At 60.6% G+C, this 20,282-nt stretch carries 17 protein-coding genes, 1 tRNA gene and 1 rRNA gene; 10 read left to right on the top strand and 9 right to left on the bottom strand.

Going from position 1 to position 20,282, the window contains the following annotated elements:
• Positions 1-3: 3 nt before the first annotated feature.
• Together G7Y49_RS07690 and G7Y49_RS07685 are read right to left on the bottom strand one after the other, a co-directional pair.
• Positions 4-2,211 carry a lectin like domain-containing protein gene (locus tag G7Y49_RS07690; protein WP_165172632.1) on the bottom strand — a complete coding sequence of 736 codons (2,208 nt, stop codon included), beginning with the start codon at positions 2,209-2,211 and terminating at the stop codon, positions 4-6.
• Positions 2,212-2,587: 376 nt separating this feature from the next.
• A tRNA-Gly gene (locus tag G7Y49_RS07685) sits at positions 2,588-2,661 on the bottom strand.
• Positions 2,662-3,014: 353 nt separating this feature from the next.
• Between G7Y49_RS07685 and G7Y49_RS07680 the strand changes: the two genes are divergently transcribed.
• From G7Y49_RS07680 to G7Y49_RS07670, 3 genes are all read left to right on the top strand, one after another.
• Positions 3,015-3,569 (top strand): flavodoxin family protein, encoded by a 555-nt coding sequence (locus G7Y49_RS07680; RefSeq protein ID WP_241157330.1) that lies wholly within the window; start codon positions 3,015-3,017, stop codon positions 3,567-3,569.
• Between the two features lie 170 nt (positions 3,570-3,739).
• On the top strand, positions 3,740-4,303 hold the full coding sequence (locus G7Y49_RS07675; RefSeq protein ID WP_165172630.1) for a GNAT family N-acetyltransferase: 564 nt from the start codon (positions 3,740-3,742) through the stop codon (positions 4,301-4,303).
• A 459-nt stretch (positions 4,304-4,762) separates the two neighbouring features.
• Positions 4,763-6,289 carry an RNA-binding domain-containing protein gene (locus G7Y49_RS07670; RefSeq protein ID WP_165172629.1) on the top strand — a complete coding sequence of 509 codons (1,527 nt, stop codon included), beginning with the start codon at positions 4,763-4,765 and terminating at the stop codon, positions 6,287-6,289.
• A gap of 629 nt (positions 6,290-6,918) precedes the next feature.
• Here G7Y49_RS07670 and G7Y49_RS07665 read toward each other — a convergent pair.
• The 4 genes from G7Y49_RS07665 to G7Y49_RS07655 form a co-directional block, all read right to left on the bottom strand.
• Positions 6,919-7,668 carry an ABC transporter permease gene (locus tag G7Y49_RS07665; protein ID WP_165172628.1) on the bottom strand — a complete coding sequence of 250 codons (750 nt, stop codon included), beginning with the start codon at positions 7,666-7,668 and terminating at the stop codon, positions 6,919-6,921.
• Positions 7,665-7,823, bottom strand: a complete 159-nt coding sequence (locus G7Y49_RS12110) for a hypothetical protein (protein ID WP_206214596.1) — start codon at positions 7,821-7,823, stop codon at positions 7,665-7,667. The genes G7Y49_RS07665 and G7Y49_RS12110 overlap by 4 nt, the downstream gene beginning before the upstream one ends.
• Positions 7,795-8,136: an ATP-binding cassette domain-containing protein gene (locus tag G7Y49_RS12500; RefSeq protein WP_206214595.1), complete on the bottom strand. Its 342-nt coding sequence runs from the start codon at positions 8,134-8,136 to the stop codon at positions 7,795-7,797. Before G7Y49_RS12500 ends, G7Y49_RS12110 begins: the two co-directional genes overlap by 29 nt.
• Before the next feature lie 186 nt (positions 8,137-8,322).
• Complete coding sequence (locus tag G7Y49_RS07655; protein ID WP_241157326.1) at positions 8,323-8,652, bottom strand: MerR family transcriptional regulator; 330 nt, start codon at positions 8,650-8,652, stop codon at positions 8,323-8,325.
• Between the two features lie 389 nt (positions 8,653-9,041).
• Here G7Y49_RS07655 and G7Y49_RS07650 point away from each other — a divergent pair, with 389 nt between their 5' ends.
• The 7 genes from G7Y49_RS07650 to G7Y49_RS07620 all read left to right on the top strand — a co-directional run bounded on the left by G7Y49_RS07650 (position 9,042) and on the right by G7Y49_RS07620 (position 17,987).
• Positions 9,042-10,793: a Na/Pi cotransporter family protein gene (locus G7Y49_RS07650; protein ID WP_165172626.1), complete on the top strand. Its 1,752-nt coding sequence runs from the start codon at positions 9,042-9,044 to the stop codon at positions 10,791-10,793.
• A gap of 204 nt (positions 10,794-10,997) precedes the next feature.
• Complete coding sequence (locus tag G7Y49_RS07645) at positions 10,998-11,618, top strand: TetR/AcrR family transcriptional regulator (protein WP_165172624.1); 621 nt, start codon at positions 10,998-11,000, stop codon at positions 11,616-11,618.
• Complete coding sequence (locus G7Y49_RS07640; protein ID WP_241157325.1) at positions 11,619-12,065, top strand: hypothetical protein; 447 nt, start codon at positions 11,619-11,621, stop codon at positions 12,063-12,065.
• A gap of 274 nt (positions 12,066-12,339) precedes the next feature.
• Positions 12,340-14,244 carry a DUF6020 family protein gene (locus G7Y49_RS07635; protein ID WP_165172622.1) on the top strand — a complete coding sequence of 635 codons (1,905 nt, stop codon included), beginning with the start codon at positions 12,340-12,342 and terminating at the stop codon, positions 14,242-14,244.
• Positions 14,245-14,562: 318 nt separating this feature from the next.
• Complete coding sequence (locus G7Y49_RS07630; protein ID WP_165172620.1) at positions 14,563-16,488, top strand: GGDEF domain-containing protein; 1,926 nt, start codon at positions 14,563-14,565, stop codon at positions 16,486-16,488.
• 265 nt (positions 16,489-16,753) lie between these two features.
• The gene (locus tag G7Y49_RS07625; RefSeq protein ID WP_241157324.1) at positions 16,754-17,548 is read left to right on the top strand and encodes an HAD family hydrolase; all 795 of its coding nucleotides are present in this window, start codon (positions 16,754-16,756) and stop codon (positions 17,546-17,548) included.
• Positions 17,535-17,987: a VanZ family protein gene (locus tag G7Y49_RS07620; RefSeq protein WP_165172609.1), complete on the top strand. Its 453-nt coding sequence runs from the start codon at positions 17,535-17,537 to the stop codon at positions 17,985-17,987. The genes G7Y49_RS07625 and G7Y49_RS07620 overlap by 14 nt, the downstream gene beginning before the upstream one ends.
• Here G7Y49_RS07620 and G7Y49_RS07615 read toward each other — a convergent pair.
• From G7Y49_RS07615 to rrf, 3 genes are all read right to left on the bottom strand, one after another.
• Positions 17,984-18,343, bottom strand: coding sequence for a helix-turn-helix domain-containing protein (locus G7Y49_RS07615; RefSeq protein ID WP_165172607.1), 360 nt, complete (start codon positions 18,341-18,343; stop codon positions 17,984-17,986). The two genes, G7Y49_RS07620 and G7Y49_RS07615, sit on opposite strands and share 4 nt — an antisense overlap.
• Before the next feature lie 369 nt (positions 18,344-18,712).
• Positions 18,713-19,849: a UDP-glucose 4-epimerase GalE gene (galE, locus tag G7Y49_RS07610; RefSeq protein ID WP_165172605.1), complete on the bottom strand. Its 1,137-nt coding sequence runs from the start codon at positions 19,847-19,849 to the stop codon at positions 18,713-18,715.
• Between the two features lie 189 nt (positions 19,850-20,038).
• Positions 20,039-20,153, bottom strand: a 5S ribosomal RNA gene (gene rrf, locus G7Y49_RS07605).
• Between the last annotated feature and the right edge of the window lie 129 nt (positions 20,154-20,282).

The following is a 20,282-nucleotide window of genomic DNA, read 5'->3' as shown; positions in this document are numbered from 1 at the left end:
GCGCTATCTGCGGCGACAGCGCATGCACACGGCAGCGACCACGCAGACGCCTGCGGCGAGCACGGCCACGCCCGCCGTGATCATCACGGGCAGCCCCAGCTCATCGCCCGTGTCAGCCAACGACGTCCCCGTCGTAGCCTCCGCCGGAGCGGGCGCAGGCGCGGGCGTGGGAGCAGGGGCAGGCTCCGGCGCCGGCCCGGGCTCAGGCGACGGCGCCGGCCCGGGCTCAGGCTCAGGCTCAGGTCCGGGCTCAGGCGCCGGCCCGGGCGTTGGCCCAGGCTCCGGCCCCGGTTCTGGAGCGGGTTCCGGGTTTGCGTATGCCTTGACCGGGAAGTTGTCGAAATCCATCGTGTCGGGGCTGCCTTCCATGAGGTCAACCAGGTCCAATGCCAGTTCGCCTTCTTCCTCGGCTACAACCAAAAAGCTCTCTTCGCGGTTGACGATGCCGCGCGCATACTTCGTAGGGGGGTCAGACTGTCCCTGGGCCATCTCATCCCAGCCGCGCTTGTTGATGCCGAAGTCAAACAAAACGCGATAGGGAGGCTTCGATTCGCCTGGATCGACGATCTCCTCCGTTACCACAACCGCGTACTTCTGCCCTTTCTCCACGATCACGCTGTTCGGAAGATCGACGAGGTGGTAGCCGCCATACTCATACATCTCCGACGGCACGGTAGCTGCGAGCTTACCGTCCTTGGGCGACGTCCAATCCTCGCCTAAAAGGTACACCTCGCACGTCACCTTTACGTTAGGGACGGAGGTCTCGAACGACACCGCGGTGACGGCCTGGCGCTCGTCTGCCGTGAAGACGTTTGCCATGCTCGCCGGGATAGGGTACTCCAGCGTCATCGGGCTCGGCGAAGGCATGAAGTCGTATTGGTCGATGATGCGGTAATCCCCCTGGTGACCCCGAACGGTCGCGTCATGGTTGGTCATGTCGTAGTCAAGCGTCTCGACGTTGGTGATGCTCTGATCGTGATAGGACAGGTAGAAGCAGCCTTTCTCGCCCCAGTCGAACTTGTTGGGGAATTCTTCCTCTTCCGACCCCCAGCTGTTCTTGACGATCCAAGCGCCGGGACCAGGCGGCTGCGTGGCACCTGGCACCTGCGCCGATGTCAGGAAGTTGCCCACCGCGTAGTCGTCATCCCATCCGACGATGGTGACGGCATGATTCGCCGGGGCCTTCTCGTAGGTGTAGTGCGCCCACGTATCGGGGTTGATGTACCTCTGCTCAACAACCGGCACGCCCGGCCGGTACTGGTCAGCGCAGAAGTTGATGCTCACCGCACGGCCCTGAAGCAATTCGCTCTTGATGGCATCGACGGCGTCTTCGTCATACCTGTAGTTGCCGTCATCATCGACGCCGGCAGGTGACGGCAGCAGGTTGACGTCCTTGAGCTGGAGGGCAGACCGAAAGCGCAGGCTCTCGTCAACCGACCAGCCGCCATCGGCGCTGTAGTAAACGGGAGCGCCGCTTGAGTCATCGACGGTGCTGCCGTCCTTGTTGCGGTAAGGCGCATCGCTTTCAAGGACGGGCCCGACGCCTGACGACAGCACCGAGGTGATGGTGGGAGGCGAGCCGCCCTGGTTGAGGATGACATCCGGCTCAAGGCTGTGTTTTCCGCCAGCATCTACCGTGTAGTAGCCCTCCCCCACCTGGCTTTGGTAGTTGGTGGAACCTGAGGCGTCGATGGCTTCCTGGGAAAGCGGGGTGTAGGCGAACCATGCGAGATGGAGCTCCGACAGGTCATCAAGCCCTTGGGGGGCCGACCCGCCCAGCTCGCTCAAGATGCTCGTCTCCGACGCGGCGATCGCGCTGAAGCTCCAGCAGGTGCCCCAGGGGTTCTGCAGTTTGACCGGGGTCACCAGGCCCGCCTCGCGCAGATCGTACTTCTCGGGAACCGAGGTCCGCGACATCGACGCGATGCCGTTCGTCGCATCGACTCTGTCGTTCGCGCGGTTGGTGAGGAGGTCGTCTACGTTGCCCGTCTTGTTGAATCTCTGGCGCATCTCAGCATGGGTTTCGTTGAATATGCTCGTGAAGCGGTCAATCGCCGCGCTGTTGTCAGCCGCGCTGTTGTCAGCCGTGCCGTCATCCGCAGGGTCGGCGAGGGCGGCGCCCGGCATCAGCGGCACGAAGGCGAAGACGAGCAGAAAGGCGAGGGCGGCGCGGGCGAGGCGATTGGCGAGGGGGAGGGGCTGCATTTTCATCAGGTCTCCTTGCGCGTAATTTACTGCAAGCACGGGCAGAACGGGAGTAGAGCCAGCGGCAGAGCAAAAGGTGAAGCAAGGGGTGGGACAAGATGATGCGCAGCTGCGAGAGATTCGTTCGCAGTTTATCTGATTCTACCCCATTTCGCAGGCCAAACGCCCCAGACCCCCGCACTTTCTGCTCCATCGCAGGCCACAGGGGCATCCCGCGAGCCGCCCGAGCAGCCCCCGGGAAACGCGTTCGCACGGCCCCTATGGCCGCATGAGCCTTCGGAGGCGAGACGCCCGAGCGCAGGCTCGAAGCAGGGATCGCCGGCGCGTTCCACCCTCGAGAGCGCACGAAGGCCGCCCGGAGGCGGCCTTCGACTGAAGTCTATGGAGCGGGCGACGGGAATCGAACCCGCGTTGTAAGCTTGGGAAGCTCAAGTTCTACCATTGAACCACGCCCGCAGTGAGAGAGTATTATACTCCTCCTTCCTCGAAATCGCCTGACATTTCAGCGAATCCTCACGAGACCAGACGCGGCTGGCAAATTGACGCCCGAGGCACCCGGCGCAGCTTCTCGCAAGCAGAACTCGCATGCCTCTTCGCTGACAGGGCGAAAATGCGTGCAATAATATTGACATGCCGCTATCCCCATCCCCTCTGCGTCGTTGGCGCATCAAGGAGCTGACACGGTAATCGCAGTTCGTTGAAGCCCGGCGGGCCAGCGGATGGGCCAGCGGGCGGCAGGCCTTGCGCTCAGAAAGCCAACGGCCTGCCATCTCGCAACCGCTGCCCAAGGAGAGAAGGCTCATTTGACGATGAACATACTGGTATTGCAAGGCAGCCCTCGCCTCGATGGAAACACTGCGAAAATGTGCGAGGCGTTTGCCCGCGGAGCGCGCGAGGCCGGCCACACGGTCTACATCATGAACGTCGCCAGGATGAGCATCTCGGAGTGCCAGGGCTGCCTCAAGTGCCACAGCATCCCTCAAGGAGAAGAGCTCGAAGCATCGCTGCATCCCGAGGACGGCCGATGCGCAATCCGCGACGACATGGACAAGATCTACGAGCTCTGGAACGAGGTGGAGATGATGGTCTTCGCAAGCCCCGTCTACTACGGCTCGCCCACTGCGCCAATACTCGCCGTGCTTCACCGAAGCTTGGCGAAGTTCGTTCCGGCCAAGATAAAGAAGACCGCCCTGATACTGGCCTCCCTTTACAAAGACGTCTACCATGCTTCCGAGTACATCTACTACGGCTACTTCCAAGGCTACTTCAACGCAGAAGACTGCGGCGTGTACACCTATGCAGGGCTGGATGACGCTCCTGCTGACAAGCTCGATGAGCTCGAAGAACTGGGGCGCTCCCTGTAATGGGGTCTCTGGAAGTGGGGTATCGGGTCCTCGGCACCTTCCCGCATGCTCTTTTCAAGACTTCGCGGCAGCTGCCAAAACGCTCTGTCGCGTAGGTATAGAATTCCCATCGTGCCTTTTCGCGAGCGCCCAGCTTACAATGCACGAAACAAGTTTAAAAGGAGTGCCGCATGACCGTTTCCGTTCGACCTGCGCGTATTGACGACGCACAGCAGCTCCTCGACATATACAAGCCCTACGTGCTTGAAACGGCAGTTTCATTCGAGATCACGCCGCCAACACGCGAGGAATTCGAGCAGAACATTCGCGCGACGCAAGAGGCCTCATATCCGTACCTCGTGGCAGAATGTGACGGCGTGCCGGTGGGGTATGCCTACGCTCATCGCTTTCGCGTTCGCGAAGCTTATGACCACTGCGCCGAGGTAAGCATCTACCTGGCGCAACCGATGCGTGGGCGTGGCATTGGACGTGCTTTGTACGAGCAGCTCGAGAAGCTCTTGGCTGAGCAGGGCATTGTCAACCTCTATGCGTGCGTTGCGTATTGCGACGAGGAAGATGGGTATCTCACGCATGCAAGCTGTCATTTCCATGAGAAACTGGGCTATGTGCCGGTAGGTCGCTTCAGCAAATGCGGGCACAAGTTCGGGCGCTATTACGACCTTATATACATGGAGAAGCACGTGGGCGCTCATGAAGAGCTCAAGGAAGGCAGCGCGCCTAACGTGCGGCATTAACGTCCGCCTCGCACCCGGTTTTTCATGTCGACAAGAGCGTTCCATGCCGAGGGGCACCTGCGTATGGAGCTAACGTGAACGCCCGCAATGCATGCAATCTGCGATGTCCAGCATGTTGCCACAGCTCCCCGATCCCTATGGCCTGCCTCATAGCTTGGGCATCGCCGGAGTTCGAGCAACGCGCAAGGGGAAAATGCGAAACCCGCCGGGGCTTGAGTTTTCGGGAGGTCGTGGAAGGTCGCTCGTTTGGCCGAAAAGTTTTCGCGGCCCTTGTACACCGCCTAGCTCCCGGCCGAGCATGCGGGCGCATAAGGCCGCTGAGGAGAGGATGTGGCAAAGAGGTCGGAGTGAAACGATAGACCCTCACTGCTCGATGCGACGATGCCATGCGAATGGGAACACATGGTATCGGGACGGTGCGCCAGACGGTAAAATGGTGCGAACCAGAAAGGTCGCTACATGGATCTAGCCAAGCTCGAAACCTATAAGGAGAGTAACCGCCTCGAAGCCAAAGCGGCCCAAGGCGGCTTGCCGAAGAGCGTCTGGGAGACGATCTCCGCCTTCGCCAACACGGAGGGCGGGGTCATCGTGCTCGGAGCAGAAGAGCGCAAGGACGGCACCTTGGAAATCGTTGGACTTGGCGATGCCGATAAGATGCTCGATGACTTCTGGAACACCGCCCACAGCACCGACAAGCTATCATGTTGCGTAATGTCTGACAGGGATGCCAGCATCGAGAACGTCGATGGTAAAGAGCTGATCGTCGTAGAGGTGCCGCGCGCTGACCGACGCTTGAGACCGATCTACGTGAACGGCAACCCCGTCACGGGGACATACAGGCGCGACCACAAGGGCGACTACCGCTGCGCCCAGAACGAGATCCAGGCGATGTACCGGGACGCATCGGACGAGTCCGTCGACACCCGCGTACATGAGAACCTGACTGTAGACGACCTGTCTGCGGAGACTATCGGCTCGTACCGCAGAAGCTACGAGCTGCACCACAACGCCCATGCGTGGGCCGACTTGCCCGACGAGGAGTTTCTTTGCCGGATAGGCGCTGCGAAAGCTGGCGACGATGGGAAGATCCACCCGACAAGCGCGGGCTTGCTCATGTTCGGCGAGGAGTGGCGCATCATGGCGGAGTTCCCGCATTACTTTCTGGACTACCGCCAAGAGCTTGGCACGGACGAGAGGTGGCAGGGCCGGATCACCTCGCAGGACGACAGCTGGTCGGGCAACGTCTTCGATTTTTACAGACGCGTCTTCAACAACATGAAGCAGGCCATCAACGTGCCCTTCAAGCTCGACGAGAACAGCCAGCGCGTAGACGAGACGGAGGCGCACGACGCCCTGCGCGAGGCCATTGCGAACTGCCTCACGAACGCGGACTACAACGAGCGTCGCGGTGTTGTCTTCCTATGGAAGGAGGACGGTCTGCACTTCTCGAATCCGGGCGGCTTTCGCGTCGGCATCGAGGACGCCTACATCGGCGGCAATTCAGATCCGCGCAACGAGACGATGATGAAGATGCTCACGCTCATCAACATCGGCGAGCGTGCCGGGGGCGGCATTCCCGACATGGTGAAGAAGTGGACGTCCGCAGGTTACGGAAAACCGATGCTTAGTGAACAGGTGAATCCCGAAAGGTCGAGTTTTTTCCTGCCGCTGGAAGCAGACAAAGACCCCGATAACTTCGAGCACGCTGAGAGCACGAATTCGAACTCTTTGACACATGGTGAAGTGTCGACGTTGCTCCCGGATTCAGATACTCAATTGAGCGATAACGAGCGTATAGCTTTTCGGTTAGCAATCGAGCAAGGTCGTGTTACCACGGCGATGCTATCTGAAAATGCCGGTGTATCAAAGCTCACTGCCAATCGCACTTTAAAGCATTTGGCTGACATAGAGGTTTTGACTTGGCGAGGAAGAAACAAAACCGATCCTTCTCAATATTACGAAATATCTGAAAAGCTGCTCGGTTAAGAGCAGTTAAGAGCTGTTAAGAGCAGTTAAGAGCTGTTAAGAGCAGTCCCAAGAGGTCTTACGTGGAACAGCAGCAAAGACGATTGGCGAGCAAATAACAGGCTGGCTTAGCCGGCAACCAAAATGGTTCTCATTTGCTTTGCATGCCTCAGCCGTGGACGAAATGACAAGTCAAATTGTTGAAGGAATTGCCAGAAAAGCATGCCAGGAGAATGGCCTGTAAGTATCTTTTGCGGACGATGGCTCATTGCTGAAAGAGCTCACTGAAGAAGACTTGCTATCGCTTAAGTCTTCCGAAAGAACAATTGTCTTGGACTCGGTGACAGCGAATAAGGGAGTAAACGCTCTGACGGATGATGCTGAATTAAAACTTGAGCACAACAGAATTACCGTCGTGTACGGGGAGAACGGTTCGGGGAAATCTGGGTTCAGCTGCCGTCCAGAGGACGCGCACAGGTGACAGGGTGACTTTGCGACGCGCGGGTATTATTGCACCGGTACGAATCATCCCGAAAGGAGCGCTTTCTCTCAGAGCGAAGTGGTGCGCCGACCTCTCGAGCACACCACTTCTGACCCGTGAAAGCGTTGTTTTTTGGATTGGAGTGAATTTTAGTGGTTTGCCGCCCGACTTACTCCCACTTGAAGAAGCGGACGGCGATGAGCGAGCACGCCGCTGTCACCAAGACGAGGACGATCACTTGGGGCAACAGGGACTCGACGCCGATCCCGACCCCGAGAAACGAGCTTTTCATCAACTGCATCCCCTGGGTGAGCGGAAAGAACCGCACGACGCCCTGCACCTGCTCGGGCATGACCTCGAAGGGAAGAGTCGCCCCCGAGAAGACGAGCATGGGGAAGTAGAGCACGCAGGCCCACACGCTCGCCCTCTTGGCGTTCTTGGCAAGGCCCCCGACCATCATCCCGATGCTCAGGGTGGAAGTCACGGTGAGCAGCCAGCTCAGGAGGAAGAGCGGAAGGGATCCTTCGAACCTCGCTCCCCAGAACGCGCTCGCGACGGCGAAGATGGTGACGGCCGACACCAGGGCATAGAGCCCGTAGATCGCCAACTCCACGAAGAGGATGATTGACGGGGTGGCGGGCGTCACCTTGAAGCGCTTGAGGATCTTGCGCTCCCGGTAATCGGATACAACCAACGGAAGGCCCATGAGGCCGCCGGCGCAGATGGATATGGCGCAGAGGGCCCCGAACGACTGCTCGATGAAGGAAAACGACGCCCCCTCGAAGGCAGCGGCGGTTCCGTAGACGAACCCCTGGATGACCAGCACAGCCAGAGGCAGGATGATGGCGAAGATGACCATGTTCATGTTTCTGATGCTCAGCTTCAGCTCGTTGCGGAAAAGGGTTGCGAACGCTTTCATCGAAGGCCTCCCGTCTCACCGGAAAGGGCGAGGTAGGCCTCTTCCAGGTTGTCTTTGTCTGCTGTGGTCTTGGCTTTTTCGGGCGAGCCCCTGAAGACGATGCGGCCCTTGCTCAGGATGCAGATCTCATCGCAAATCGCCTCCACCTCGTCCATGAAGTGCGAGACGATGAACAACGTCATGCCCCCCGCCTTCAATTCGTTCAGGACTTTCCAGATCGAGCGCCGCATAGCCGGGTTGGAAGAGCTTTCTTCTGTCGCGGCGGGGGTCCATCTGCAAGACCTCGACCTTGCCGCTGTCGGGGCGTTTCGTCCCCACGATGCACTCGACGACGGTGCTCTTCCCCGATCCGTTCTGACCCAACAGCCCGAAGGCGCTTCCGGTTGAGACGGACAAGCTGACGTCTTGGACGGCCCTTACGGACCCGTACGACTTGCTGAGACCGCTGACGACGATCACTTCTCTCATCGATCCTCCTTGCTCTCGCGTTTCGATGTACAGGAGACGATAGAGGAGACAGCGGGCCTGGTGGCAAAGTGGAGGGTTCAGCGGATTCTTCTCAGCTCTCCGATGAGGTCGATAACGGTGTTCGCATTCTTTTCCGCCAGCTTGAGGGAGGTGAGGAGCCTGTCGCAGGCAGTCACGATATCGTCATCATGAGGAGGGGTGTCGAGGGTGAGGGCGATTCCCTCCCTTCCGGCGTGTGGGAGGGTCCGCAGCATGCGAAGTATGGAGTTGAGCGAGTAGTTCGCGCATCCCGGCCTGAAGGACTTCGATTTCGAGGGCGGCGCGCACGAGCTTGATCTGGCAGACGTGGACGTCCGTGAACACCCGGTACCCGTTGGACTCCCTCTCGGCCGTCGGGATGAAGCCCCACTGCTCGTACAGGCGCACGGTGTTGACGTGAACGCCCGCGATGCGTGCAATCTGCGATGTCCGATATGTCGCCACAGCTCTCCTCTCCAGCCACAGCCCCCTCTCCATGGCCATGATAATCGGAATCTGAACCCTGGTGACTATGTGGAGGGTTTGCAGATGCGAAGACGGGAGAAAGGGAGAGGGGGAAGCGAAGCAGAAGGCCCGAACTGCTCGATGCGGCAAACGTCATGCAAGTGGGAACGCAGGGTATCGAAGCGACATGCTGAGCTGCAGAACGATCGCGTAAGCATCTGAGTGAGGACTCGTCAAAACAGGGTTACTTTACTGACGCTTTCCTTACATAACTTTTACACTCCCTTGCAAAAGAGCAGACAGTAGCGTCTTATTCTTTTGACTATATTTACAAATGTGCGCGATGAGCAGGATAAGCGTGACCTCGCCTACGTTGGGCGCGCCGCGTATATGCGATATCGGCTGCGTGGAAGGCGGAGGAGTTGGAGAACGCGTTCGAGACGCTCTTGGGGCTTTTGGGCGGGCTTGCCCTGTTCCTGTTCGGCATGAACCTTATGAGCGAGCGCTTGCAGAAGGTCGCAGGCGAGAGGATGCGCAACATCCTGAGGCTCATGACGAAGAATCCGGTGCTCGGCGTGCTGGCGGGCGCGTTGGCGACGGCGGTGCTGCAAAGCTCGTCGGCCACCACGGTGATGACCATCGGGTTCGTGAGCGCGGGCCTCATGGGCCTGCCCCAGGCCATATCCATCATCTTGGGGGCGAACATCGGCACCACCATGACGGCGCAGATCATCGCGTTCAAGATCAGCGACTACATCTTCCTGTTCGTCTTTCTGGGATTCATCCTGTCGTTTGCGGGACGCCGCGAGCGCGTCAAGGACATCGGCCTCACCATATTCGCGTTCGGCGTGCTGTTCTTGGGCATCGACACCATGGGCGCGGCCATGAAGCCTTTGGCCTCAAGCCCCGTTTTCACGCAGATGATCGCGCAGGTGGCCGACATACCGGTGCTGGGGGTGCTGGTGGGCACGCTGATGACGCTGGTGGTGCAGAGCTCGTCGGCCACCATCGCGGTGCTGCAGAACTTCGCCTCGCAGCCGGGTCCCGACGGAGTCAGCAGCATCCTGGGGCTCCAGGGGACCATCCCCATTCTGCTGGGCGACAACATCGGCACCACCATCACGGCGCTTCTGGCCAGCATCGGGCAGTCGCGCTCGGCCAAGCGCGTGGCGCTGTCGCACTGCATCTTCAACATCTCGGGCGCGCTTCTGTTCATATGGTTCATACCCGCGTTCGCCCAGTTCGTGCAGATGATCTCGCCCGCAGGCCCCGAGGTCGACGTCATATCGCGCCAGATCGCCAACGCGCACACGTGCTTCAACGTGGCCATGACCCTCATATGGCTGCCGCTCATTCCGCTTATGGTGAAGATCGTGATGACGGTGCTGCCCGATGTGCGAGCGAGCGCGGGCAAGGAAGACCGCGGCTTGCGCGAGCCGGTGTTCCTCGACCAGAAGATGATCGCGCAGCCCGCCGCAGCCATGCAGATGATCGCCCAGGAGATTCTGCGGTTCGGGCATGCGTCGAGCGACATGCTGGAGAACTTGACGACCGCTTTGCACGAGGGCAGCACAAGCGGCTTGGAGCAGGTGATCGCCCGCGCCGACGACGCGCATGCGCTTAACAAGCGCATCACGCAGTACCAGTCCGCGATGTTCTCCACAGGCGTGCTCACCGAGGAGCAGGCCACCTTGGCAGCAGGCCTCATGCACATGCAGAACGAGGTGTCGCGCGTTGACGATCTTGCGCGGGGGGTGGCGAGCAACCTCAAGGAGAACCGCTACAGCCCGTCGGCGCAGAAGGACCTCAACGACAGCCTGGACACGGTGCACGAGATGCTCGCCCGCAGCGTGACCGCGCTGCAGAACGGCGACACGCAGGTGGTCGGACACGTTCGCCAGATGCACGAGAAGGTGTTCAACACCGGCATCGACCTGCGCAAGGATCACATGCGCCGCGTGGCCCAGGGAGAATGCGCCCCGGATCTTACCGAGCAGTTCAACGACGTGCTGCTCATGATCGGCCGCATGGGGGACGCGTGCTCGAACATCGCCGAAGCGGTGGCGGGCTCGGTGGACTTCCGCTACCTCATCGTGGTGGACGACGATCAGATCGCGCCTTCCGACGCATCGAGCGGCAATTCCCCGCAGCCAGCGTCCAGCCCTCTTCCCTAGGCCCTCGCCAAGCTGCGTCCAAGTTGGCGGCCGCGGTGCTCGCGGCGCGGCGGACGGCAGACGAGCCCGGACATGCGCTGGGATAGACGTGCGCTGGGAGAAAGCCAGGTTGCTTGGCTGAAGAGCATTGGTAGATGCTCTTCGCTCTGCTATACTAACAAATGTTAGTTAATAAGGAAAGCGCCGGATGCGACAGGGGGGGCCATGCCGAAAGCAGGCGGAGACGCGCGGGAGCGCATACTGGACGAGGCTCTCGTGCTGTTCAGCCAGAAGGGGTACGCGGCGACGACCGTTCGCGACATAGCGAGCACCGTGGGCGTCAAGGCCGCGTCGCTCTACAACCACTTCGGCGGGAAGCAGGAGATCTTCGACGCGTTGATAGAGCGCGAGGCGGCGTACGTCGAGCGGCGCGTGCGCGACGCCGGGGCCATCGCCAGGCCGGATGAGGACCCGCGCGCCTACTCGGAGGCCAAGGGAGCCGCCCTCGCGAAGCTGGTCTGGGACAGCTACGCGCCGTTCTTCGACGACGACCGGGTGCGGCTCTTCCGGCGCATGCTCGTGATCAGCCGCTACGGAGACGAGCGGTGCGCCGAGCTTTACCGAGCGGTTTTCATCAGGCGCCCGGTCGAGTTGCAGGAGGCGATCTTCGCGCATCTGGCGGATGCGGGGATCTTCGGTCCGTGTGACGCGCGGCTTGCCGCCGAGCAGTTCCACGGCCCCATGCTCATGGCCATCGACTCCGAGATGGGCGCAGGCGATGCCGAGGAGTTTTGCAAGAGGCACCTGTCCGCGTTCAACGCGGCGCACGAGCGGAAGGGAAGGTAGATGGACAAGATGGCGCGCGGGTTCGCGCTTTTCATGAACTGGTTCAACGGGGTATGCGCGCTTGTGTGCGGGCTTTGGATGATGGCGAGCGCGCTGTGGGCCCTCCCGCTTTCGTGGAACGACTGGATGCCGGTGTCGCTGCTCGACCCGCTTCCGCTGCCGGACTTCATGAAGTGCGACTTTCTGTGGCCGGGGCTCGCCCTTGCCCTGGTGAACGGCGTGCCGAACGTCGTTGCGCTCGTGCTGCGGTTTCGCGGCGACCTCAGGGCGTCCTACGTCTGGGGTTGCGTTGCGGGTGCGCTGCTGATCGCGTGGACCGTCTTCGAGATGGCGTTCATCCCCAACGGGCTGTCCGTGTTCTACCTGGTGCTGGGCATCATGCAGCTGGCCGCGAGCGCTCGCGCGACAACGCTGACCTCTGCGAAAAGGACGCGCGGGCTTCCCTGAAACACCGTTAAGCTGTCGTTGTCGCATCCTGGGCGGAAGGCACGTGACGTACGGCGCGATGAGCCGGGCACGCTCGGGGCGCAGCATATTCGGGCCGCTGCGAAGCGCGAGGTGCGCTCAAGGCCACCGTCGCTAATTTTGAAATACTCAACTATACTGGGAAAGAGAATCCGAGGATGCAGCCCAACCAACTCATATTGCTGCAACCTCGTTCCTGCAGAGGAGATCGAGTTTAAAGAAGGATCCAAAAGCTTCCGCTGAGAGGACTGAAGCAATGCAAAAAGAAGCCGAGAGACCGGCAATTTGTTCGAAACTCGAACCGTTTTTGAACAAAGATAGTCTGCTGAACGTCTGCGTGGTTCTTTGCGCGCTTGGCTCATCGGCGGGAATTCAATTCTACATCCAAGGGGAGATTCGCCCGGAAATCATCTTTCTTGCATGCGTTCCGCTTTACTTTATGGCATACAAAAAGCTGCTGAAGGAAACCACCCTCAGACTCGCATTGATAGCAGGTGGGGAAGGGCTCGTTTTCTCGTCAATCCTCATTTTAGGCAATCAGCTCGATACGGTGGCCGATATTTACTGGAGCGTCTCAACGCTGGCGAAAATCATCCTTCTTGCGTTAAGCCTCTTTCCCTTGATTTGCTTTTTCATGAGCCTCCTCTCCAAGAGGCATCAATCTGCACAGCAAGCCAACTGGACGAGAAAAACAGCGTTGATCACATTTGCGGTAGCCGCAATCTTCCATATCATAGTCCTCCTTGCTCTGTTTCCGGGCGTATACGGCTATGACGCGGGGTTTCAAATACTGAGCTTTCTCGACCAAGATACTGGCATAACATCGCATTTCTCCGTTTTGTACACCGTTTTCCTCGGAGGGTTTACCTGGTTTGGGCTCAATGTCTTGAATAGCGCAGAGTTGGGCTTGGCTTTGGCCATGCTCCTCCAGGCTGCCGTTTCCTCTTTGGCCATAACGAGCATTGCGCACTGCGTTTTCTTGCTGTGCAAGGGCAAGTTAGCCGCCGTATTTACCTTGCTTTTCTTTTGCCTTTCTCCCCTGTACCTTGTCCTGACCGTTTCCTCTGCGCAGGATGCTTTATTTGGATCGATGTTCGCGCTTCTCTTTTCCGAATTAGTAAAAGCCTTTGCCAGAGACAGGCTTCCCCTCTTTAATCTTGTCACCACGGGAATTTGCACGCTTCTTCTCATTCTTCTTAGGAACAACGGCCTGTACGTTGTTCTTTTCGCTTTAGCATTCTGCCTAATACTCTGGAAGAGATCGGAAGCCGGGCGCCGCGTTGCAGTTGTGCTAGCCTCTTCTGCTGCCATTAGCTTTGCGATAACGGGGCCCCTCTATGCAGCCTGCGGAATTGTACCGGGAGACAGCTTAAGGGAAATGCTCAGCGTACCAGCACAGCAGATTGCCCGGGTATACAACTACCCCGTTTCGTCTTCTGACAGAGAGCTGGAAATGACCGTCAGCCCTTATCTCGATACGGAGAAAGATAGTCCTTCGGAACAGCACCTGCAAGGAATCGATGATTATGTCGACGGCAGCTTCGAGTTTTATGAAGTTAATCCCTCGATATCCGATGCGCAAAAGAGCGCATTGGACACCGAATCCATACGACAAAGTCCTGCCAGCTTCTTGCGCCTCTACTTTGAGGCAGGTCTTCGTTATCCCGAAGAATACACGGAGGCTTTTCTGATGAACTCCTTGGGGTTCTGGTACCCCAACAAGGACTATCCAGACAAGAGAATGTATCATCCGTACATTGAGTACCAAATGCTCGATGCAAAAATGTGGAACGAAAAATACCTGTCTTTGAATAGAACGAGTTTGTTGCCGGCAGTTGAAGAGTCGCTATCCGCGTTTTTCTCCGACGCAAAGTACCAGACGATTCCCGTAGTCTCGGTTTTATGGAACAACGGGACATATTTCTGCTTCTTTATCTTTGTATGTGCTTATCTTTTTTACGAAAAGAGAATCACCTTTGCTGTGCCCCTGGCACTAGCAGCGGGCCTGCTAATCACGTACCTCCTATCCCCTGTCTGCATATTCAGATACTGCTTTGCCTTTGTGTCTGTAGCCCCGGTGCTGATGGCGCTGTTGTTCAGCGCACCGAGGCAGAGGAGCACAGACGCCGATTGCGCGCGCCCTGCTGGAAAACGCGCTTGAGGGGCGCTTGACAGCAGGCGGGCGATCGCTTCGAACACAGAGCCTGGACGCTGAAGCACCTGCTGGTCGCAAGACGTGCGCCGCGCCAGGCACCACGGGCGCGGCGCGGCGCACGCGAAGGGCGGTGACGCCAGAGTCGACGGCGCTCCCGCATGTCCCCTATTCGACGCCCCTCCCCACAGCCTCCCGCAAAATAGAGCAACCATCTCACAAAAAAGCTGACTATACTGGGAACAGTGCGCTTCTGCGCCCTGCAAAGCGCATGTTATGACCGCGCTTTGGGTGCGCTGGGTTCGCCAGAAAGAGGAGGGGGTATACGTGAGAACGCTGAGGCAGATCCTGCGCAGGTACGTGATCGCCCTCTCCGTCATCTCCATCGTCATCATACTGGGCGTCACCATCTGCCTCCAAATCAGAAGCGAGCAGCGGCACGCCTACGACATCGCCACGCAAACCCTCTCCCAGATCGGGCAGGTCCTCAACGAGAACGACCACGCGATCGCCGAAGCGAACGAGGCGTACCGTCAGGAATGCCTGAACAACGCCTCCGTCATCGCACGCGTCATCGAAGGCGACCCCGACGTCATCAACAGCGTCAGCAGCATGAAGGACCTCGCGTTCATCTCCGGCGTCGACGAGATCCACATCTTCGACGACACCGGGCGCATCTTCGCGGGCACGCACCCGCAATACTACGGCTACACGTTCGACTCCGGCGAGCAGATGGGCTTCTTCAAGCCGATGCTCGAGGACAAGTCGCTGCAGCTCGTCCAGGAGATCACCCCGAACACCGCCGAAGGCAGGATGATGCAGTACTCCGCCCTCTGGAGCCGAAGCGGCGACATCATCGTGCAAGTGGGCATGGAGCCGACCAGGATCATGGAGGACATGGAGAAGACCGAGCTGTCCTACCTCTTCTCCCTGTTCCGCGTGAACCCCGAGGCCAGCTACTTCGCCATCGACGTCACAAGCGGCCGAATCGTCGGATCGACGAACGAGAGCGACATCGGACACCCGGCAAGCGACGTGGGCTTGGACATCAACGACGTCGAGAGCAAGCCGGACGGGTTCTCCGCCACCGTCAACGGTCGCCGGTCGTTCTGCGTCTTCCAGCAGGTCGACGACGCCTACCTCGGCCGCACCGTGTCGAACGCCGACTTGTACCACCGCATCCCCGAGATCACTTTTTCGCTCTTCCTCTGCCTCACGCTCGTGGTGGGCGTCCTGTCGGCCGCCATCTCGTTCTGCATAAACCGATTCGTGGTCGAGAAGATCAACGACATCAACCGGGAACTCGGCCACATCACCCTCGGCAACCTCACCGAGACGGTCGACGTGCGCAGCAGCCGCGAGTTCTCCGAGCTCACCAACCACCTCAACGCCATGATCAAGTCGCTTCTGAACAACAGCAAGAAGATGTCGTACGTCCTCGCCAAGACGAGCCTGCTCATCGGCGTATACGAGCACAACGAGAACAGAAGCCAGGTCGTGTGCTCCGGCTACCTGCCCGAGGTCCTCAACCTCACCGAGGAGCAGCTCGCCGAGCTCGCCTCTGACTTCGACCGGTTCGAGCAGTTCATCGACGGCATCCGCGCGAATCCCGTGCCGGGCGAGGAGAGCATCTTCCTCCTGTCGGGCGAAGACGGTCGACAGCCGGGCAAGTACCTGAAGCTCGGGGAGACGGCCGAGAACAACAGCGTGTTCGGCGTGGTGATCGACGTGACCGAGGCCGTCACGCGCCGCAAGCAGATCGAGCGCGAGCGAGATCGCGACCTCCTGACCGGGCTGTACAACCGCCGCGGCCTCGACAACAAGCTCGCCGCCCTGTTCGAGTCCCCCGATAAGCTCGGCTTCAGCGCCTTCGCCATGATCGACGCCGACGACCTGAAGATGGTGAACGACACCTACGGGCACGACAAGGGCGATATCTACCTCAAGCGCGTCTCGGAGATCATCCAGGACTTCGGACCGCATCACAGCGTTGCGGCACGGCAGAGCGGCGACGAGTTCGTCCTGTTCCTCTACGGCTACGAGAGCAAGGGCGAGCTGCTCGGCGCGCTGGAGGAGCTCGCGGGCATGCAGGATCGCACGCACGCGCAGCTCGACGAAGCGCTGGAGATTCCGGTGCGGTTCTCGCTCGGGTACAGCCTGACGCGGGAGGACACGGACTACTGCGACTCCATCAAGAAGGCAGACCGCCTCATGTACGCGAACAAGCGCGAGCGCAAGGGCGAGATCCTGTAGGAACGTGCGGGCAAGGCGCGGAACATGGCGGGCGCCCGGACGAGGGGTGCTCAGGGCAGATGGCTTGGCCCGGACGGGGGACGCTCAGGGCAGACGCCCGACGCAGCTGCGTGCGGCGAAGCACGGGAACTGCCCAGGTGAGAGCAGGCGATGAAGCACGCGGCTGCGCACCGCCCAGCCTCTGGTGATTGTGCGAAACGCCTCAGGGGCGTCGGCGGGCGCGGTATGATGGTCTGCGTTTGAGCTCGAATTCAAGGAGACTTACGTGAACCACATCGACGAGAACGCGTGCGCAACGCCCGCACAGCACGAGGGCGAGGCGGCGCCTGCCCAACCCGCGAGCGCGCCAGAAGCCGCTTCGCATGGCGCGCAGCCGCGCTTCGACGCCTTCATCTTCGACCTCGACGGCACGCTGCTGCACACGCTGCCCGACCTCGTGGTCATCACGAACCGCGCGCTGCGCGACGCGGGCTACCCCGAGCGCACCGAGGCCGAGATCCTCAGCTACGTGGGCAACGGCGTGCGCGCCCTCATGTACCAGGCCGTGCCCGAAGGCACGGGCGCCGAGGCGGCGGAGGGGGCCATGGCGCGCTGGAAGGAGCTCTTCCCCACCTACGACAACAACCTCACGCATCCGTATCCCCACGTCGAGGAGATGATCGACGGGCTGCGGGCGCGCAGCTGCAAGCTCGGCGTGCTGTCGAACAAGTTCGACGAGGGCGTTCACCAGGTGATGGACAAGTGCCTCCCCGGCCGCTTCGACGTCGAGCACGGCGAATGCGACGAGATCCCCCGCAAGCCGGACCCCACGGGCCTCCTGCGCACCATCGCCGAGCTGGGGACGACGCCCGCGCGCACGGCGTATGTCGGCGACTCGCCGGGCGACGTGCGCACGGCGCGCAACGCGGGAGCCTACGCCGTGGGCGTGACGTGGGGCTACCATGCCGTCGAGGACTTCGCTGCCGAGGACGCCGAACCCGACCTCATGGTCAGCGATCCGCTTGAGCTCGTCGCGCTTGCGGGAACGACATGCGAAGGGGCACGCGATGGCGAACGGTGAGCAAGCCTCGCGCTGGCACGCCGTCGCGTCATGGGCGCTCGTCATCGCGTGGGCGGGCGTCATCTTCTTCATGTCAGCGCACACGGGGAGCGACTTCGACCAGGGAACCGACTTCGTCGCGCAGGTGAAGCAATGGCTGACCGGCCTTCAGATGGCGCTGTTCGGGCCCGACGTCGACGTCATCTCCTCGATCGCGCACTTCTGCGAGTACACCGTCTTCGGCGCGCTCCTGCAGAACGCGCTGCGGCTGAAAGTCGACGCTCGGCGCGCCGTGGCCATCGCCATCATCTGCGCGAGCCTGTATGGCGTCACCGACGAGATTCACCAGATCTTCGTGCCAGGGCGCGCATGCGACCCCGTCGACTGGATCGTCGACACGCTCGGCGCGACGCTCGGCGCGTGCGCATGGTGGCTGATGGGAAGGCGCCGCGGAGCCTAGCGCTGCGCGCTGCGGTTGGCCTTCTCCTTGCGCTCGGACGCACGGTCGAAGCAGCGGCGCTGGTAGTAGGAGCTGTCGATGGAGCTGTGCGGCGGCGTGAGCAGCTCGATGACGCTCACGTCAAGCGCGTCGGCGATCTTCCTCAGGTAGGAGAGCTTTAGGTTCGACTCACCGCGCTCCACCTTGTAGACCGTCGGGCGAGTAATGCCCGCGACCTGCGCAAACGTGGCGATGTCCATATGGGCGAGCTTGCGGAGCCGCTCGACGTTGTATCCCAGCACAAACGCCTCCTCCAACCCGAGCGAAGCGTGCTCAGGCAGCGGGTTGTGGGGAGTGTTCAGGAGCTTAGTTGGCATGCCTGAAAGCCTAATCTGCCGTGCATACCATGATGCAAACCGTCATTTACAAATAGCTAAAACGCCTTAAAAGTTCCGCTCGCGTAAAACACCCGAAACCAAACCCATCCAAGGAAACATGCGGTGGCTCCGAACGCGCGTCGGTTCCGCTGCCCCGCCCTTCGCCAACACGCGCGTCAGCTCCACTGCCCCGACTTCGTCAGCAGCCGCCGCACACATCGCGAGAAAAAGCGGCAGAAGCAACGAGCACGAACGAACAAGCAAACAAACAGGGGCTGTTTTGCGAAACGCGTTTCGCAAAACAGCCCCAAAGAAGCAAGCGGTCCTGCAGCAGGCAGTGCTGGAGCGCCGGAGCGCTAAGCGGCGGCGCTACGCCGTCGCATACCCGTCAGGGTTCGTCGACTGCCAGCGCCAGCTGTCGGCGCACATGCGCTCCAAGTCGTACTCCGCGACCCATCCGAGCTCCTCGCGCGCCTTGTCACATGCCGCGTAGTTCTCCGCGATGTCGCCCGCGCGACGCGGCTTGACCTCGTAGGGAACCTCGTGCCCGCACGCCTTCTCGAACGCCCGGATGACGTCCAGCACGCTCGAGCCCTTGCCGGTACCCAGGTTGAAGATCCCCACGCCGCGGCGCGAGCCGTCCGCGGCCGCCTCGCCGGCAATCGAGCCGATGCCGATGGCCTCGCCCGTGCCGACCTTGCCGCCCATCCAGTCAAGCGCCGCCACGTGCCCGCGCGCGAGGTCGACCACGTGGATGTAGTCGCGCACGCCCGTGCCGTCCGGCGTCGGGTAGTCGTCGCCGAACACGCCGACCTTCTCCAGCTTCCCAACCGCCACCTGCGCGACATAAGGCAGCAGGTTGTTGGGGATGCCCTTGGGATCCTCGCCGATCATGCCGCTCTCGTGCGCCCCAATCGGGTTGAAGTAACGCAGCAGCACGATGTTCCACTCGTTGTCGCCCACATAGAGGTCTGTGAGAATCCGCTCGAGCATGCTCTTCGTCTGTCCGTAGGGGTTCGTCGCCTCGTGCTTGGGACACGCCTCGGTGATCGGGATGAACTCCGGCTCGCCGTACACCGTCGCGCTCGACGAGAACACGATGTTCTTGACGCCGTGTGCGCGCGCCACATCAGCGAGAACCAGCGTGCCGGCAATGTTGTTCCAGTAGTACTCGAGCGGCTTCACCACCGACTCGCCCACCGCCTTGAAGCCGGCGAAGTGGATGATGACGTCAACGTCATGCTGCCCGAAGATCCTCTCAAGCGCGGCGCGGTCGAGGATCGACGCCTGGTAGAACGTCAGTCGCTCGGAGTCCGCGTCGATTCCCGCGATGGCGCGCACGCGATCGACGGCGACCTCGCTCGAGTTGCTCAAGTCGTCGACGATGATCACGCTGTACCCGCGCGTCAGAAGCTCCACGACCGTGTGGCTGCCGATGAACCCGGCGCCGCCCGTGACGAGAACCGTCGTGTCAGCCGCGGCCTTCGCAAGACCCTTGTTCGCCATGCTGCTCTCCTTCATCTACCTTCCGAACGCCCCACGCGCGCAAGGCACGCGAAGGGCGAAAACCGACCGACGAAACATGATACCAGCATTCGAGAACACCCCAAAATGTTTCACGTGAAACACTCGGCAATAACCCCTACAAATAAAAAGGGGCCCGCAGGCCCCCAGCAAATACGAAAGCACCCCTCATGAGCGGAACTCCCTGGCCTCCCGCAGCCTGGCGCTGCAGTACTCTCGGCGACGCGGGGCTTAACTTCCGAGTTCGGAATGGGATCGGGTGATCCCCCGCTCCATGGTTCCGCTCATGGGAGGTGCTCCCACGAGCCTCATCTTACGAGAAGGCTCGCCAGCGGCCCTCGGGGGCCCTGGCGCCTGCATGCGCGCGGCACGTTCGCGGATCGCGGCGTGCGCTGACGGGAAGTTGCCATGAAGA

It is taken from the genome of Adlercreutzia sp. ZJ242 (assembly GCF_011038995.1).
Lineage (GTDB): Bacteria > Actinomycetota > Coriobacteriia > Coriobacteriales > Eggerthellaceae > CAAEEV01.
Note: the sequence above shows the minus strand (reverse complement) of the source record. Positions and strands in the feature narration are given on the sequence as shown.